The 15610-nt window shown below is 47.7% G+C and carries 16 protein-coding genes; 5 read left to right on the top strand and 11 right to left on the bottom strand.

The window, feature by feature from the left end:
• Nucleotides 1–9: 9 nt before the first annotated feature.
• The 11 genes from K6V98_RS03015 to K6V98_RS02965 form a co-directional block, all read right to left on the bottom strand.
• Nucleotides 10–1380, bottom strand: a complete 1371-nt coding sequence (locus K6V98_RS03015) for a DEAD/DEAH box helicase (RefSeq protein ID WP_053942789.1) — start codon at nt 1378–1380, stop codon at nt 10–12.
• Nucleotides 1377–1805 carry a VRR-NUC domain-containing protein gene (locus K6V98_RS03010; protein ID WP_306792721.1) on the bottom strand — a complete coding sequence of 143 codons (429 nt, stop codon included), beginning with the start codon at nt 1803–1805 and terminating at the stop codon, nt 1377–1379. Before K6V98_RS03010 ends, K6V98_RS03015 begins: the two co-directional genes overlap by 4 nt.
• A 121-nt stretch (nt 1806–1926) precedes the next feature.
• On the bottom strand, nt 1927–4131 hold the full coding sequence (locus K6V98_RS03005; protein ID WP_222199094.1) for a phage/plasmid primase, P4 family: 2205 nt from the start codon (nt 4129–4131) through the stop codon (nt 1927–1929).
• Nucleotides 4128–4529, bottom strand: a complete 402-nt coding sequence (locus K6V98_RS03000; protein ID WP_022866305.1) for a DUF7768 domain-containing protein — start codon at nt 4527–4529, stop codon at nt 4128–4130. The genes K6V98_RS03005 and K6V98_RS03000 overlap by 4 nt, the downstream gene beginning before the upstream one ends.
• Nucleotides 4529–5317 (bottom strand): phage antirepressor, encoded by a 789-nt coding sequence (locus K6V98_RS02995; RefSeq protein WP_019133511.1) that lies wholly within the window; start codon nt 5315–5317, stop codon nt 4529–4531. Before K6V98_RS02995 ends, K6V98_RS03000 begins: the two co-directional genes overlap by 1 nt.
• A 218-nt stretch (nt 5318–5535) precedes the next feature.
• On the bottom strand, nt 5536–7509 hold the full coding sequence (locus tag K6V98_RS02990; protein WP_222199093.1) for a DNA polymerase: 1974 nt from the start codon (nt 7507–7509) through the stop codon (nt 5536–5538).
• A gap of 68 nt (nt 7510–7577) precedes the next feature.
• Nucleotides 7578–7715, bottom strand: a complete 138-nt coding sequence (locus K6V98_RS02985) for a hypothetical protein (RefSeq protein WP_222199092.1) — start codon at nt 7713–7715, stop codon at nt 7578–7580.
• A gap of 10 nt (nt 7716–7725) precedes the next feature.
• Entirely contained in the window at nt 7726–8289 is a 564-nt protein-coding gene (locus K6V98_RS02980) for a DUF2815 family protein (RefSeq protein WP_222199091.1), read from the bottom strand.
• On the bottom strand, nt 8290–9417 hold the full coding sequence (locus K6V98_RS02975; protein WP_022866309.1) for a DUF2800 domain-containing protein: 1128 nt from the start codon (nt 9415–9417) through the stop codon (nt 8290–8292).
• A complete protein-coding gene (locus tag K6V98_RS02970) occupies nt 9407–9721 on the bottom strand; it encodes a hypothetical protein (RefSeq protein WP_019133506.1) in 315 nt (104 codons plus the stop codon). Before K6V98_RS02970 ends, K6V98_RS02975 begins: the two co-directional genes overlap by 11 nt.
• A 214-nt stretch (nt 9722–9935) precedes the next feature.
• Entirely contained in the window at nt 9936–10466 is a 531-nt protein-coding gene (locus tag K6V98_RS02965) for an RNA polymerase sigma factor (RefSeq protein WP_019133505.1), read from the bottom strand.
• A 398-nt stretch (nt 10467–10864) separates the two neighbouring features.
• Between K6V98_RS02965 and K6V98_RS02960 the strand changes: the two genes are divergently transcribed.
• From K6V98_RS02960 to K6V98_RS02945, 5 genes are read left to right on the top strand one after another with little or no spacing between them, the layout of a single operon-like run.
• The gene (locus K6V98_RS02960; protein WP_040430573.1) at nt 10865–12028 is read left to right on the top strand and encodes an ABC-three component system protein; all 1164 of its coding nucleotides are present in this window, start codon (nt 10865–10867) and stop codon (nt 12026–12028) included.
• Nucleotides 12012–12239 (top strand): ABC-three component system middle component 7, encoded by a 228-nt coding sequence (locus K6V98_RS08770; protein ID WP_022866311.1) that lies wholly within the window; start codon nt 12012–12014, stop codon nt 12237–12239. The genes K6V98_RS02960 and K6V98_RS08770 overlap by 17 nt, the downstream gene beginning before the upstream one ends.
• Complete coding sequence (locus tag K6V98_RS02955) at nt 12224–13873, top strand: DUF2326 domain-containing protein (RefSeq protein ID WP_019133502.1); 1650 nt, start codon at nt 12224–12226, stop codon at nt 13871–13873. The genes K6V98_RS08770 and K6V98_RS02955 overlap by 16 nt, the downstream gene beginning before the upstream one ends.
• Nucleotides 13870–14085, top strand: a complete 216-nt coding sequence (locus K6V98_RS02950) for a helix-turn-helix domain-containing protein (RefSeq protein ID WP_019133501.1) — start codon at nt 13870–13872, stop codon at nt 14083–14085. The genes K6V98_RS02955 and K6V98_RS02950 overlap by 4 nt, the downstream gene beginning before the upstream one ends.
• Nucleotides 14082–15599, top strand: coding sequence for an RNA/DNA-binding domain-containing protein (locus K6V98_RS02945; RefSeq protein ID WP_222199090.1), 1518 nt, complete (start codon nt 14082–14084; stop codon nt 15597–15599). The genes K6V98_RS02950 and K6V98_RS02945 overlap by 4 nt, the downstream gene beginning before the upstream one ends.
• Nucleotides 15600–15610 lie beyond the last annotated feature (11 nt).

Here is a 15610-nt window from a genome sequence, read left to right as displayed (position 1 = left end):
GTCTTAGATTTACTTGGGTTGTCCTAAGGTTGCCTTGACCGCATCAATTAAGGCTGCCTGCGTTTTGTCTTTGTTTTTCAGTACCGTGAGGATATGTTCATCAATGGTGTTCTTACATACGATATGAGAAACCACTACGGTGGCAGATGTTTGCCCTTGCCGCCAGAGCCTTGCGTTGGTTTGACTGTATTGTTCCAAGCTCCAAGGAAGCGAAAACCATACAAGCGTTGAGCCGCCGGCTTGAAGGTTAAGCCCGTGTCCTGCTGATGCGGGGTGAATCAGCCCGACAGCGACCTTGCCTTCATTCCATGCTTGGATGGAGTCTGCCTTATCGAGCTTTCGGTAGTTCACCTTGAGCTTCTTGAGCCTATCTTCGATACGCGTTAGGTCGTGCTTGAAGTTATAGGCGACAAGAAGTGGCTTGCCGTTTGCCGCTTCAACCATGTCTTCCAAAGCGTCGAGCTTATGATCATGGAGATGAACGACTTTCCCATCATCGGCATAGATCGCACCGTTTGCCATCTGAGTGAGCTTTCCGGTGAGAACGGCGGCATTGGCGGCCGTGATTTCATCTTCTTTGACTGACAGCACCAGTTCCTTTTTCAGCTTCTCATAGTCAGCGTATTCACAGTCGGTCATTTCGACTTCGTGCGTGACGCTGATAAGCTCGGGCATCTTCAGGAAGTCTTTTGCCTTCATGGAAATGGTGATATCTGATATTGCTCGATAGATGGCCGCCTCTGCTTCCGGCTTTGGCTTGTAGGAAAAGATGACCTGCCCGTTTCGAGCGTCCGGGACAAAGTAACGCTCCCGGTAGTGAGAGATGAAGCGTCCGAGCCGTTTTCCCATATCGAGGAGCTTGAACTCCGCCCAAAGATCCATGAGCCCGTTTGCCGCAGGCGTACCTGTAAGTCCCACGATGCGTTTTATCTTGGGACGAACTTTCATGAGAGCCTTGAAGCGTTTGGCCTTATGATTCTTGAAAGAAGAGAGTTCATCGACCACAACCGTGTCAAAGGAAAAAGGAAGTCCGGATTCTTCAATGAGCCAGGAGAGGTTCTCCCGGTTGATGATGGTGATGTCTGCGCCCTGAAGAAGCGCGGCTTTTCTCTCTGTTGGCGTTCCGACGGCGACGGCATAAGTCAGCATGGAGAGGTGATCCCATTTCTTGATCTCGGATGGCCACGTTTCTCTTGCGACTCGAAGTGGGGCTACGATTAAAATGCGGTGAGCCTCAAAGCGGTCAAAGAGAAGGTCAAGAATGGCACTAAGGCTGATGACCGTCTTGCCTAAGCCCATATCCAAAAGGATGGCAGAAACATCGTGCTCTTCGATATAGCGGGTGGCGTATTTCTGGTAGTCGTGGGCTATGAACTTCATGTGGCATCACCTCCAATCTTTGTGAGTATTTCTTCGATCAGCTCTTGGTCGCCCAAGACGAAAACCAGAAAGCCTAAATCCCTTAGTTGTCTGTGCCGTATCAGCTGGAGCGGTCTTGGCTTTTTGCCGGGAGCTTTTACCTCGACAAAACCGATATGGCCGTTAGGTAGAAGCACGAGCCGATCCGGCATGCCGTCAAAGCCGGGACAAACAAGTTTTAAACACAATCCACCTTTGGATTTAGCGGCTTTGACAAGTTTTTGTTCGATTGATTTTTCATCCATCACTTTCTCCGTTTCGTTAAACACGTAAGCCGTCAGGCGATAAATCTGATATTTCAAGGCAAGGAGCGATTTTTCCTGCTGCTTCATCAGGGATGGGTATGGAGGGCGATGGAGGCCACGTAACATATCTATATTTTTCAAAATCATCACTACATATAGATGAGTTGATTTTTATTTGTGCGATAGATATAAATGGCTTCCATTGCCTTCCATAAAACCACGAAACTTATTGATATAACTGGGTTTTCTCGTGTTTTTGAATTTAGAATCGTCCTCCATTAAGAACACCGTTTTGTTTCAGATGAAGCCCTATCCATATGTTGCCTTCAGCGGTTTTTTGCCAAGTAAAACCTTGTGCTATCAGAACTCGCTTAAAATCAGCAGAGCTTCTTTTGTATTCACCGATCTCATCACAGTGCTCACGGTACTTCTCATAAAGCTCACCCGCTTTTTGGGTAGCTGTTTTTTCTTCCTCACAGCAATCACTTAAGAAATGGCTGATCCAGTCGTTTTCTTCACGGTAAGCATTCATGGCATCTTTGACGCATTTTGGTGGGACAAGTTTGTAGTCGGCATCAATGTATTTCTTTGCTCCCGCAATCATCCACGAGAGGATTGCCCCGCCGCATCGCTCGGACAGCACCTTGGCATAGTTCTTAATTTCTCCCTTGGCACCCCTGAAATTTGCCTTTAGAGGAATAACGATCAGGCGGTCCCAGGTGCCTTTGTCGATGGTCCCGACTTTGGGCAGATGGTTGGTATAAAGCACCGTCGTATGCGTCGGGATAAAGTTAAAAGGTGCTTCAAATTTTTTCTCAGCATGGATGGGATCTGTGCTGGAGAGATTTTTCAAAGAGCCTGAGTCGAGCCTTTTCCCTTCGGGTAGCTCGGCTGCGAGAATAAGCCTCTTGTTGTGTGTCTCGGCAAGCTCCGCACCTTTGTTCTTGGTCGGCTTTACGGTTAACAGCTCGGCGGAGATGGTACCGGCGTAGTCTCCTAAAACATAGAACTTGGCGTTATTGAAGGTGGATTTACCGTTTCCGCCCTCACCGTACTGGATCACAAGATTCTCATTTAAGACTTCTCCGATGCACTCTACACCGGATTCCAGCTGCAGGTAATCTTCGAGAGCCTTGTCTTTGCAGGTGAAGCCACGAAGGAACCGGAGCCATTCGTCCATACCTTTGTCATTTGGTGATACAGCACAAATTTTGGTGCAGTAGTCCTTCGGATCATGCGTCCGCAGTTTTCCTGTGCGAAGATCCACTGTCCCGTCTGGTGTATTTAAGAGAAAACCGTCTTGATCAAGCCTTTTCACATCGACTTGCACCATCGGTTTCAGTTCGGTGATGGTTGCCTTGATGTTGGAGGATTTCCTGCGGCTTAAGACAAACTTGTAGAAGGCTTCCGCTTTTTCCTGTGCCTCTTCGCTTTCCGCTTCGTTCACCATTTTCCACGCAAGGCAGAGCTGCTTATGGGTAAATCCCTGCAGCGCTTTCTGCACTAAGAGGTCATCGTCTTTCCAGACCTTTCCCGTGAAATAATAGAGACCGAGACCTTTGACATAGATGACCTTGTCAGTAGCCGCTTCGAGAAAGGCTTTTGCCTGTCCGACATCAGTAAAGTCAGACGGGATGAGACTTTCTTCGAATTCCATGCTGTTGTATTCGGCAGGCGAGATATAGTTTTTATCCGCTTTGATGGTGCTGTTGTAAAAACCGACTGCGCTGTTCCAGATGCTGGCGAGCTCTTCTTCGGAAAGGGGCGGTGTGCATTTTTTTGCTTCCTCAAGATAGGCTTCATGCGCTTTATTGTCATCGTTGCCATATTTCTTGAGCACCAGCCCGGCAAAATGGGACATGGTAGTGTTTCGCGCGCCTTCTGTGATCTTGGCATTGGCACGGCTCATAAATTCATCAATGTCAAAAGCACCATCGAAATATTCAACCTGTGGATACTCAACACCGAAGAAGAAACGTGCTGCATCGAGAGCACCATCATCGAAGGCGGGAAACCTTGCCCGCACTTTTTTCTTAAGGCGGTTATATAGCTTCGCATCGCTTATGGAAGTTTTCAGAGGAAAGTAGATGTGAAACTTGGGACGCGCGGCTTTTCCGTCCTTTTCCTTCATGTTATTTCGGGAATAAACCACAAAAAAGCGCACGTCAGGATATGCTGTTTGAACGTCTTTCGGGGTTTTCCACTCAGCAGGTGGAATATCTGAAGCTAATGGATCGGAAGATACGTTGTCACAGTCCAGCGGCAGACAGTCGGATTCCTGAAAGGTTTTATTGCTTCTGTAGCCTTTGATGAGCTTCTTGCGCTGGTTATAGCCATCCTTGTAAATCGCACAGACGTGATCAAAGGCAGCGACCTTTTTCAGGTCGTCTGCCGTTTTGATCTCTGCAATAAAGGGATAGCTTGTATTTGTTTTCTTGCCGCGAACATTCGAATAGCTGATTCTCATTCTTCAACCTCCTTCAAGTCCTCGGTGAAATAGCGAACGTTTCGCCTGTGGTATTTGGCATATCCGATCTCTTTGGTCATGCCGAGAGAGGGTTTTCCAAATGCCCAAAGCTCGGTGCATTTGTCGATCAGGATTTGTCCGAAGAAAAGAGCCAGCTCACGTTCGCTTTTCTCATCCATAAACTGCGGATACATGAGATGAGGCACGATCGGGATAAAGCCCTGATCAACGGCAAAGCGGGCATAGCGCTTGGCGGCTTCGGTGTTTTTCTCAACATCTCCAGCATAAGGAGAGGCGATATAGACAAGGGGCATATAGGGATAGCGATGCGTCTTAAAGATTGCTTCATAGGCGGTAGGATCCGCGTAGCCTTCTGCGTTTTGATATAGGTTTTCCATCAGCGCACCTCCTGTTCAATCTGCGGATAAATGCCGTTATCTTTCAAAAGTTCGTAGAGGAACAGACGACCTTTTTGTGTCCACTTGGTATGAACCGAGGTATGCTCCTCATTTTTTGAATCCAGGTAGGGATAGGTCTGTGTTTTCGTGTAACCACAGTCCGCATAGTCTTGGTAAAGAAGCCAGATGTTTCCCTGCTTAAACTGCACGCCCAGCTCGTGGAGAAGCTTGTTCATCCGTTTGGCGCTCATGCCGTAGTCTTTGGCAATGACCGATATGTTGACCGCATCCTTGCACCGAAGGACGATGTCACAGTAGCTTGCCTTTGGCTGAAGTTCTGCGATCTGCTGCTTCTGAATCGCTGTGGTTACTTCCAGTGTTTTGGACTTTTCACGCTCTGCTTTAAGCTCAAGCAAAGCCGAGATGAGCATGTCTGGATCTTTGAGCAGTTCCTTGGTGGCATAAACACCATGCTTTCTGATAGCGGGAAGAACCTCGGCGGTTACCCAGCGTTTGAACTTTTTTGCCTTGGGCATGTGGCTTGAAAGAATAAGAGAGTAAAGACCGGACTCGTTGATGAGTTTTGTGTTTTGCTCCCCGCCTAAGGGGTGAACGATTCGTTCAGTCCTTGCGTCCTCATCATCGACATGGTCACGCAGTGCCTTTTGCGGATTGCTGTAACCTAAGATCTCAGCGACATCTTTGCCGACAAAATAGGGCACACCATCAATGTTGGTTGTTCGGATTTCACCGAACTCGTTGTTTTGAAATACCTGTAACTCGTTCATATAAAAACCTCCGTTTCATTCGTTGAGGGAGCACCATTGCCGCCCTCATTACTGCCTGAAGAAACGGAGACGATTTGGACGAACTTTTAGAAAAGTTTTTCTCCGCTCCTTCTACTTCTCTCTGGACGTGAGAAAGCAAAACAGCCGGAGATCTTTGAAAAAATTTTAGAGAAATCAGGACTGTCCGATTTTGAGCAGTCCGAAACGAAGCCTTCGGCTCAGTCTTTCTTGTAAAACTTGCACTCGTAGCCGTCGGCTTTGAGCGGCAAGCCTTCAGCCCACGGCGGCGTGCGGCTCATCTGTTCACAGACTGCCTCAAGCGACATGCGCCTGTCAGCTTCGATCACCACTTCGTCGTGGATGTGCATGACAATGGAGCAGTGCCTGAGTGTCCGCATGGCATAGGCCAAGATGTCACGAGCAGTTGCCTGCACGATGTTTTCCACGAACTTTGGACCGTAGGAGTCAATGCGATCCCATTTCTTTCCGGTGATGACACCCTCATAGGTGACGCAGGGAGATCCGAAGCGGTTCTCACCGAGCTTTGGTTTTACGTAAGCTAAGGCTCTTCCGGAGGGCAGCATGATGAAGAGCATGCCGGAACGGCAGCGAAAGGTAAGACCGTGTGTCTTGGTGACTTTCTTATGGCGGACAGCTTCAAGGACGGCACGATCCATGTCCCACCAGAATTTGACGATGTTCGGATTGGCAGATCTCCACGCATCAACGATGGGTTTTAATTCTTCTTCGGAAAGTCCCATCTCAAGCGCGCCCATCGCTTTTAAGGCTCCGACCGAGCCGCCATAGCCACAGGCCAGTGTTGCTATTTTCCCTTTTTGGCGGAGTTCTCCATTGATACCGTGTTTAACGACGGGTACTCCGAACATGCGGGATGCCGTCTCACAGTAGAGGTCTTTGCCTTCGCGGAAAGCATCAAGCGTGTCGGTTTGCCCGGCATACCATGCGATGACTCTCGCTTCAATGGCGGAATAGTCAGAAACGATGAACTTATGATTTGTCCTTGGGATAAAGGCGGTGCGCACCAGCTGGGATAAGGTATCCGGCACATCGTCATAGAGGAGTTTCACGGCTTCAAAGTCGCCGGACTTTACCAAAGTACGCGCCGCATCCAAGTCGGGCAGGTGGTTTCTGGGGAGATTTTGCATTTGCACGAGTCTTCCTGCCCAGCGCCCTGTGCGGTTAGCCCCGTAAAACTGAAACATGCCACGAACTCTGCCATCTTTACAGGCGGCATTTTGCATCGTCTGATATTTCTTAACCGAGGATTTGGCGAGCTGACTGCGAAGCACAAGAGCATCCCGCAGCTTAGGCGGTGCGGTTTGAATCAGTTCTGCGACTTGCTTTTTGCCGAGCGACTCCGTGGGCATACCGTTTTGGGCAAGCCAGTCTTTCATCTGAACGACCGAATTAGGGTTTTCCAGATTCGTGATGTTCTTCATTTTGGTGATGAGCTCATCCTTGGAGCGCCTGTCCATCTCAACGGCTGCGCTGGCCAAAGCAAGGTCGACTTTCACGCCGCGGTCGTTAATCTCCTGGTCAATGGCGTATTCGTCCCAGAGAACATCCGGCACAGGGTAATTTTTGAGCCTCTCTTTGATGGAAAGTTCCACCTCGACATCGCGCTTGTTGTAGGCCTTGAAGGTTTTCCACTTGTCCGGTGCATCAGAGGGAAGATGTCGTTTTCCGGTTTGCCTGTCCGGCATGCAGAAATAGCGGATGAGGTCTTTACCTTCTTTCATCTTTTGATTTTGAAGGCCGAGTACTGTACCGACACCTTCCAGTGACAGTGGAAGACCCAAAGTTGCTGCCCAGACCATCGAACAGCGCCAAGAGGCGGGATTAAGAAATCTTGCCATCTCTGTTGAAAGCGGATGATGGTCATGAAAGGGATCAAGGCTTATGCCGATATCCGATAGATAGCGAGATAAACAAACTCTCTCAAAATTCGCGTTATATGCCCATTTAATAACGGTGTCGTCTGTCAATGCATCCAGAATGACGTTGGGGATTTGTTCGCCTTGTGCAAGGTCGATGACCTGAACTTCACCGCCATCGATCGAGCAGCCGAAGAGCAGAATGTTAAAAGCAGGCGCTTCGGCGTACTTATATACGCCTGCTTTGGCCAGTTCAACGGACGAAAATGACTCTATATCAATGCTAAGTGTTTTCAAAATTTCACCTCCTAAATAGGCAGAAAGGCAGACTGCATCTCCAGTCTGCCTCTCCGCATCATTTGCTTTTAACGGGTTGTGGTGTTGTTTTTCTTTTCGCGCTTTTCCAGTCTTGCAATGAGAACGTTGGCAAAGGCGGCACCGAAGGTAAATCCGACAGCCATCGATAAGATGAGCTGACACATGAAATCAAGTAGATTTGTCATGGCACACCTCTTAGCTCAAGAAGTCATCGTCATCATCGGTTGCAAAGTCTTCTGCGGCAGAAGCATGACCGCCGAGCGGCTCGCCGTCACGGATTTTCTGCAGGTTGTTGAGACCACAGGCGATGCCGCGGTTTCCATTGGAGTTGAACGCATAAAAATTGATGGACGCGCGGCCGTAAACGCCTGAGTAAACTTCGGAGCTGTCGATGATTTCATTTCGGTCGGCATCGACGATGCCCGGCTTGGTGGTGGAGTTGGCGTTTACAAAATAACTGTTTGCATACGCCTCATCGTCCGGACGTTCAGCATCTCCATCACGAAGCGGCGTTTTGATTGCCGCAAGTGCGGGTACCGAGCGGCCGTTTCCTTTGAGTTTGGCTTCACCTTCCTTGTAGGCGGCTTCGATGGCAGCTTTGATTTTCCCTAAAGTGACGGTATCGGACTTGGAGATAATGAGCGAAACGCTGTACTTCGGTGTACCTCCATTAATTGATTTTGGCTGCCACACGTTGGCATAGCTCCAACGAGTGTCTTTTCCTGTGATAACCTTCATCGGGTTTGTAAATTTTGACATTTAATTTTCCTCCTTAAAATCTTCTTTTGCTGAATTCATGGCCGGACGTTTATCGGACTCCGGCACGAGGGTTGGTTTTCCTTGCGGCTTTTCAATAAGAGATGAGAGCAGCTCTTCAAAGCGGTTTTTGCCTAAGAGCTTGGTCATAGCGGTGATGCCGAGGAGCTTTTCCTCATAAGGATTAAAGCCTGCATCGGATACCTTCTTTGCGACGGCATCTTCGTTTACGTATTTACGGTTGCTTCTTCCTGCGACGAGCTTATATCCGTGCCACTCTTTTCCTGCCACTGCACGTGTCAGGGCATAGGCCTTGATGTCTTCCGCCCAGCTGGTAAGTTCATCAAGAAGAGGCAAAATCGCTTCGATGTCCGCATCGGTTAAGGTAGGCGGAAGGGCAAAGTCATATCTTGCCAGCGCGAGATTGGCTTCCGCTCTGGCTCGGCAGTCGGCCTTTGCCTTGCAGAAGCGGCAATGTTCGCCGGCTGTAAAGTCGCCTTTACCTTCGGCGGCAAGTTCCGCCTTTGGTTTGAGTGTGTTCTCTGCCCATTCCAGCAGATCCGATGCTTTCATCTCAAAGACGGATACGTTGTCACGCCGTGGCTGAAAGATAGTCATCGATACGGTCTCAATGTCATAGAGCGCAGAAAACATCTCATAGGCCCCGAGGGCATAGCACATGAGCTGCGGATTATGATCGGCTTCAACGAGCACGCCCTGTCCATATTTGAGATCTGTGATGGAAAGCTTGCCGTCGGCGATGATGAGGGCATCGGCAGTACCAAAACCATCCGGTACATAGGTGGAAAAGTCCACACGCTGTTCCACCAGAACGATTGGATCAGTCGTTGCCTTTTTAGCTTCGGCGACTTGCTCCAGCACGTAGCCAGCATAGGCATCGGTCGCTTCATCCATTTCCTCGTTAAAATAATCAAGATTCTCCGTCGGATCATCGGCTTTCCTGCCTAACGCTTTCAGCACCTTGTACTCGGCAAGAGCGTGCGCCGCGGTGCCTTCTTGTGCATAAGAGCTTGACGTGTCCTCATACTTTGCCGAAAGCAGAGCTGATGGCGGGCAGGCAAGCCAGCGATAGGCACTCGATGCGGAAAGCAGCGCATGTTTATTTGGCATGGAGCACCTCCGCGTCATGAAGCAGAGCTTCGTAATTTTTCGGATCAACTTTAGAGAGCCTGTCCGCGCCGTACTTTTCGATCAGGGCGCGCACTTCTGCGGTGTGACCCGCACGGGAGATGTCCGCTAAGACGGCCCGCACGTCTTCAAGCTTCAGCTCCGGCTTTGGCGTTGCTGCAGGAACCGCCACTTCTTCCGGTGCCGTGCTGAACATCGCTTCCAGCTCGGCAGCGATATCGCTTAGTTGTTCGCTACAGGAATGTAGGTCGTCTATAACAGCTTTCATCTTTTTCATCTGTCCCATAGGGATTGCCTCCTTTCTTTGTCTGAATCAGTTTTCTTGTCAGGTCTTTGGTGATAATTGATATGGCAGAGAGCACTTCGATGAGTTCTTCTCTTGTCACACCCGGCACATTGCTTTGTGGTCTCATGGCTACCTCCTTTCCTTCGGGGCCTGCCGTTTTGCCCCTCTATCCCTCCCTGAAGAAAGGGAGGGACGTTGGACGAAGGTTTAAGGTTTAGGAATAAGAGATGAGATCCAAAAGAAGGTCACGAAGCTCCGGATGCCGGCTTTTCAGCCGAGCAAAAAGCTGACGTTTTCGGTAGTTCAGTGTGGTGCGTTTGATGCCGAGGATTTCTGCCATGTCGCGCTCGGATTGACCGGCGACAACAAGACGGATGATTTGGCGCTCCTCGTCCGTGAGACCTGCGAAAATACGGCTGAGTTCTTCGCGCAATGTTTTACGCGCAAGGACGCCTTCCGGTGAATAAGCTTCCGATGCGGGAAGCACATCGGCGTAGGTAAGCGCGCTGTCTGTTTGTACGGTGTCATGGATGGAGACAAACTTCCCGGCAGAACGAAATGGACAGCCGACGCATATGCCATCGCAGCGGTTGATGTTTGCCTTGGTGACGTGGCATTCGCCGTGATACTGCATCTTCATGCGGATACGGGCGCATTCGTTCTCGTAGTCTTTCTTGTGTTCAGGGCTTGTCTCGACCAGACCGAGACCGCGAATATAAATCTTTGATACATTTTGAGCTGCCATTTACAGACCTCCTTCATCTCGAATCCGAGACGGAGAAGGGCAAGGCAAAATGGGCGCAGTAAACAGACCACAAGCCCCGCGGAAATCTCCGCTCGGGGTTGTGACTGCGCTTGCGCATAACGAAGTCAGAAATATTTACTTGCCGGATGAGAACCGTGCGCCACCGTTGATCAGACGATGCAGCCACCCATCAGGACTCGGATGTTCCAAGAAGGAAGCATCCAAGATTTGCCAAATTGAGATTTGCAAATGCCAATATTCTGTTGTTTAATATGAAGATTTTTGGTATAATTTGCTTGTCTCTCAGTGGTCATACTCAATATACGAAATGGTTCATCTCGTATTTGGACACTCTTGGACAACGTTGGACAGTTTGGACAAAATCGGAAAGAGGGGTGATGAAGATGCTGTTCACAGAACTTTTGCATGCCATTCATCCGCACCTCATGAAAGATGCTGAGGTTCCGGACTTTATGAGAGATTTAATTCAAAGGTTTTGCGATATACCAGAGGAAGAATGGAGCACAAAAAAGGATCCATCTTCAGACTCACGGTATAAAGATGCATCCCTATATAAGTTTTATAAGCGTGGTATTTCAAAGAAACTTGCCAAAGCCATGCTCGGTAGGATGACAAAAGATAATTTTGTAAACTCTTTGGCGTATATCAACGAATATGATGAGGACGAGTCCTTACTCAATGCTTTAGCCGAGGACGTCCAGCCATTCACTGACAAAAAAGTCACAAGGGCTAACGTGGCAGAGGTGATCTTTGACCTCATCAAGGAGTCTTTGGAATTTATCGTTAATCCTGAGCTTGAAAATGACCGCAAGATGGCAAAGGCTAATATGACATCCGAGCGGGCAAAGAAAAAATACGGTGCCACGCTCTTGGAAGACTGCAAGCACACTTGCTCAAAGCCTGGTTGTTCCAAACATCTTCAAACAGTGGCGGATGATCATCAAAGCAAAGATGACTACTGCGTTGCTCATATTTCCGGCAATAAAAACTGCTATGAAAACCTGATTCCGCTTTGCCATGACTGCTTTCAGTCTTACAGTCTAAAACATACTCAAGCCGACGAAAAAGAGCTGCAAAAGATAAAACAGCTGCAGGTCCAGACAAATAATGCCCGCACCACGCTTCGCGGAACGGACATAGAAAAAGGCATCAGGCGTGTATTGGAAAACCTTAGTCGAGCCAAAGTCTCCGATTTTGCGGATTTAAACTATAACGCCATTACGGTGACAAAAAAGATAGATCAGGATGCGGATTATTTTCTTTTAGATGAGGTAATGCGAAATGTCACGCGTTACTACCTTTTCATAGAAAAGAACATGAAACAACTGGTCAAGCAGGAAGTCTTCAGCGACGAGCTACTTAGGGCACAAATCAAAGTGTCCTACCAAAAGCTCGCGAAAAAGAATCTGCCGGCGGAGCTGATTTATCAGTTGTTGGCAGAACGCCTGCAAAGCATTACGAAACAGGATGTTCGCTATTGCTACATCGTGATTTCGTATTTTATACAGTCTTGTGAGGTATTCGATGCTCTTACCAAATAAATTATTTTCATACGAAGAGAGTGCATTGCCACTCATGCCTGAGATTTTGAGGATGCTGGATCATCCGAAATCTCCTCGCGAAATCTATCAAAAGCTTTCGCATAAGCATCAGGACACTGTGCGTCTCATCGAAGCTCTCGACTGCCTTTATGCCATGCAAAAGGTAGAGCTTGATGACGAAGGGAGGATCTTTCTGTGCTCCGAGAAATAAGCTGCGAACTGTTCAAAGAAAATAAAAGACAAAGACCACCTGTTATCTTTCATAAAGGACTGAACGTGGTGCTTGGAAGCATTCCCGGAAAAGCCGCATCCATCGGCAAATCCACCATGCTCCTTATTATTGACTTTGTTTTTGGCGGGAATACCTATCTTAAAAGCGAGCCGGTGAGAGAGCTGGGCAACCACACGATTTACTTTGTCTTTTCATTTGCCGGTAAAGATTATCGCTTTGCCAGAAATACAGCAGACGCAAAGCGAGTTTTCAAGGTAGATGAGAATAACGACCCCATTGATTCGATGGAAATCAAAGAATTCACGGACTGGCTTGCGAAAAAATATGACATGGATTTACCCGGTCTTTCCTTCAGAAATACGGTAAGTCGCTTTTTTAGGATCTATGGCAAGAACAACCTCAATGAGTTCAGACCGCTTCAAATGCGCGGTGGAAATGAATCACAAAAAGATGCCATCCATGTTTTGGTGGCACTCTACAACATGTATTCTTCCATTCTGGCTTTTGAAGAACAGCTTCATCTGGTGGAAGATAAGATTGATGCATTCAAAGCAGCCAGAAAATATGAGTTCATACCCTCTGCCGTAGACGGAATGGGAAAGTATCAAGAAAACATCGTAGCCATTCGTGAACTGGAAGAAAAAAGAGATGAGCTTTGTAATTCAGGGAGTCGTCCCATCAACGAGGCGGAAGTGGAAGAAGCAAATCGTGCCAACGAAATAGAACGTGCATATACCGATATCCGGCGCGTCGTCAAAGGCAAACAAGACGATCTGCATTTGCTTGAACTAAATCTACAGCGCGGTATTTATCCGACAGAAGCGGATCTGAAAAGTCTTGCCGAGTTCTTCCCGGAAGCAAATTTTAATAAGCTCATGGATATCGAGTCTTTCCATAGCAAGATCCAAGGCATTCTTCAAGAGGAATTGGAAAGTGCAAAACAAAAGATTACGGTCGAACTTGCCTCTTTGCAGGAACAGGAAGAAAGCATTCGAAATGCAATGTCTGAAATTCGGCCATCCATGACTTTTACTCAGGAATTCCTGACAGCCTACAGTGTATTGGAACAAAGAATCAATAAACTGCAGGACGAAAATAATGCCTTTGATCAGCGGAACAAACTCCAAGAAGAGAAGAAACAGGCAAATAACCGCTACCAAGAACAAATGAAATTCGTCCTTAAAGAAATTGAAGCCACAATTAACCGGAAGATGGAAGAAATCAATGACTACATAACAGATGATCAGTACAATGCTCCACATCTGACAATCTCAAAGTTTGACAGCTATGACTTTGAGACGCCAAAGGACAGTGGCACAAGTACAAATTATCGCGGGATGATGATCTATGACCTCGCCGTTTTAGATACGACAGTGCTGCCGGCGATTGCGCATGACTCCATCCTCTTTGATCCTATGCCACGTCCTGACATGAGCCGGATGATTGAAATCTATAACAAAGAAAAAGAGAAACAAATCTTTATAGCTATCGATAAGACGTTGAACTGCTCCGAAGAAGCACAAAGCATCATTGCAAAACAGACGGTCATCAAACTTGAGAACAATGAGCAGGCTCTCTTCGGAGACAAATGGAGCAGAAAGGCAAATCGATGAAAATCATATACAACAAGCTGTGGAAACTTTTAATCGATAAGAACATGAACAAAGTCCAGTTAAGAGATGCCGCAGATATCAGTAGTAATTCGGTAGCCAAACTCGGGAAAAACGAGCATGTACGCATGGATGTGCTGCTGAAAATCGCTGAGGCACTGGACTGCAAGGTGGAAGACCTGTTTGAGACCATACGAGAGGAGGATGAACGGTGAGACTGCCTGAAACATTACAAAAACTCATTCGCGCAGGAGAAAACATCAGCGTTGAGTTTAAACGCTCAAGAACGGATATTACAAAAGATGTTTACGAAACCGTCTGCGCTTTTTCCAACCGTGATGGCGGACATATTTTTCTCGGAGTAAAAGACGATGGAACAGTCGCAGGTGTTGAGCCGGATTGTATTATGCAAATCAAAAAAGATTTTGTGACGACGATTAACAATGAGTCGAAAATGTTTCCGCCGCTTTATCTCACGCCGGAAGAGTATGAAGAGGATGGCAAAACGATCCTTTATATTTACGTTCCTTCTGGAAAGACGGTTTATCGCAGTGCCGGGCGTATTTACGACCGCAATAACGACTCCGATATCGATATCACCGACAACGCTGATTTGGTTTTTAAGCTTTATGCGAGAAAGCAAAACACTTATTTCGTGAACAAGGTGTATCCGGCGATTCCTATTACTGCTTTGCGCAAGGATCTTTTGGAGCGAGCAAGACGAATGACTCGTGTTAATACTGAGCATCACGCATGGCTGGATATGAGTGATGAAGAGATGCTTCGAAGCTGCGGACTCATCTTGAAAGATCCGGATACCAATCAAGAAGGTCTGACGCTTGCTGCAATTTTGCTCTTTGGCAGCGATAACCGCATTATGTCGGTGCTCCCCCAGCACAAGACCGACGCTATCTTTCGCGTCTTTAATGTCGATCGCTACGATGACCGCGATGTCGTGATTACAAACCTCATTGAAAGCTATGACCGGCTCATTGCTTTTGGACAGAAACACTTAAACGATCTCTTTGTCATGGAAGGAATTCAGCGTATCAGCGCCAGAGATAAGATTTTACGTGAGATTGTCTCCAACCTCCTCATGCATCGAGATTTTTCCAGCGGCTATGTGGCGAAGCTCGTGATTGAGGCAGATAAGATCACGACGGAAAACGCCAATCTGGCACATGGCCACGGCAACCTCAACCTGAAGACGTTTAAGCCTTTTGCTAAAAACCCGCCGATTGCGAAAGTCTTCCGCGAGATCGGGCTTGCCGACGAATTGGGCAGTGGTATGCGCAATACTTATAAATACACTAAGCTCTATTCCGGCGGGCAGCCTACCTTCACGGAAAGCGATGTCTTTACCATCACCATTCCGCTTTCTGAGGCAGCGACGGCAAGTGTGGGACCGACTTCCAACAAATCAACTACGCAAGTCAGTACGGAAGTTGGTACGCAAGTCAGTACGGAAGTCTATTCTCAGGTGAAACTATCAACAGAAGAAATCCAAAAACTACTGGACTATTGCAAAGAGCCACGCAGCCGGCAAGAAATGCAGACATTCTGCGGTATTAAAACAGCAGAGTACTTTAGAAAAAACATCATTCGACCGCTGGTAGATATCGGGTTATTGCGCTTGACCATTCCGGATAAGCCGACCAGCAGCAAACAGAGATATGCAACAACAGCTAACGGATTACTGTTTGCAAAGTCTGAAAACAGATCCATCTAAGTGCCCGAGAG

The sequence above is a fragment of the Collinsella ureilytica genome, assembly GCF_019795105.1.
In the GTDB taxonomy this organism is placed as follows: Bacteria; Actinomycetota; Coriobacteriia; order Coriobacteriales; family Coriobacteriaceae; genus Collinsella; species Collinsella ureilytica.
Note: the sequence above shows the minus strand (reverse complement) of the source record. Positions and strands in the feature narration are given on the sequence as shown.

What these genes read in the sequence shown, in the direction of transcription:
- K6V98_RS03000 (WP_022866305.1), bottom strand. Translation starts at nt 4,529, where the DNA reads ATGGAAAACCTATATCAAAACGCAGAAGGCTACGCGGATCCTACCGCC.
- K6V98_RS02980 (WP_222199091.1), bottom strand. Translation starts at nt 8,289, where the DNA reads ATGTCAAAATTTACAAACCCGATGAAGGTTATCACAGGAAAAGACACT.
- K6V98_RS03015 (WP_053942789.1), bottom strand. Translation starts at nt 1,380, where the DNA reads ATGAAGTTCATAGCCCACGACTACCAGAAATACGCCACCCGCTATATC.
- K6V98_RS08770 (WP_022866311.1), top strand. Translation starts at nt 12,012, where the DNA reads ATGCTCTTACCAAATAAATTATTTTCATACGAAGAGAGTGCATTGCCA.
- K6V98_RS02965 (WP_019133505.1), bottom strand. Translation starts at nt 10,466, where the DNA reads ATGGCAGCTCAAAATGTATCAAAGATTTATATTCGCGGTCTCGGTCTG.
- K6V98_RS02995 (WP_019133511.1), bottom strand. Translation starts at nt 5,317, where the DNA reads ATGAACGAGTTACAGGTATTTCAAAACAACGAGTTCGGTGAAATCCGA.
- K6V98_RS02950 (WP_019133501.1), top strand. Translation starts at nt 13,870, where the DNA reads ATGAAAATCATATACAACAAGCTGTGGAAACTTTTAATCGATAAGAAC.
- K6V98_RS02970 (WP_019133506.1), bottom strand. Translation starts at nt 9,721, where the DNA reads ATGGGACAGATGAAAAAGATGAAAGCTGTTATAGACGACCTACATTCC.
- K6V98_RS02985 (WP_222199092.1), bottom strand. Translation starts at nt 7,715, where the DNA reads ATGACAAATCTACTTGATTTCATGTGTCAGCTCATCTTATCGATGGCT.
- K6V98_RS02975 (WP_022866309.1), bottom strand. Translation starts at nt 9,417, where the DNA reads ATGCCAAATAAACATGCGCTGCTTTCCGCATCGAGTGCCTATCGCTGG.
- K6V98_RS02960 (WP_040430573.1), top strand. Translation starts at nt 10,865, where the DNA reads ATGAAGATGCTGTTCACAGAACTTTTGCATGCCATTCATCCGCACCTC.
- K6V98_RS03005 (WP_222199094.1), bottom strand. Translation starts at nt 4,131, where the DNA reads ATGAGAATCAGCTATTCGAATGTTCGCGGCAAGAAAACAAATACAAGC.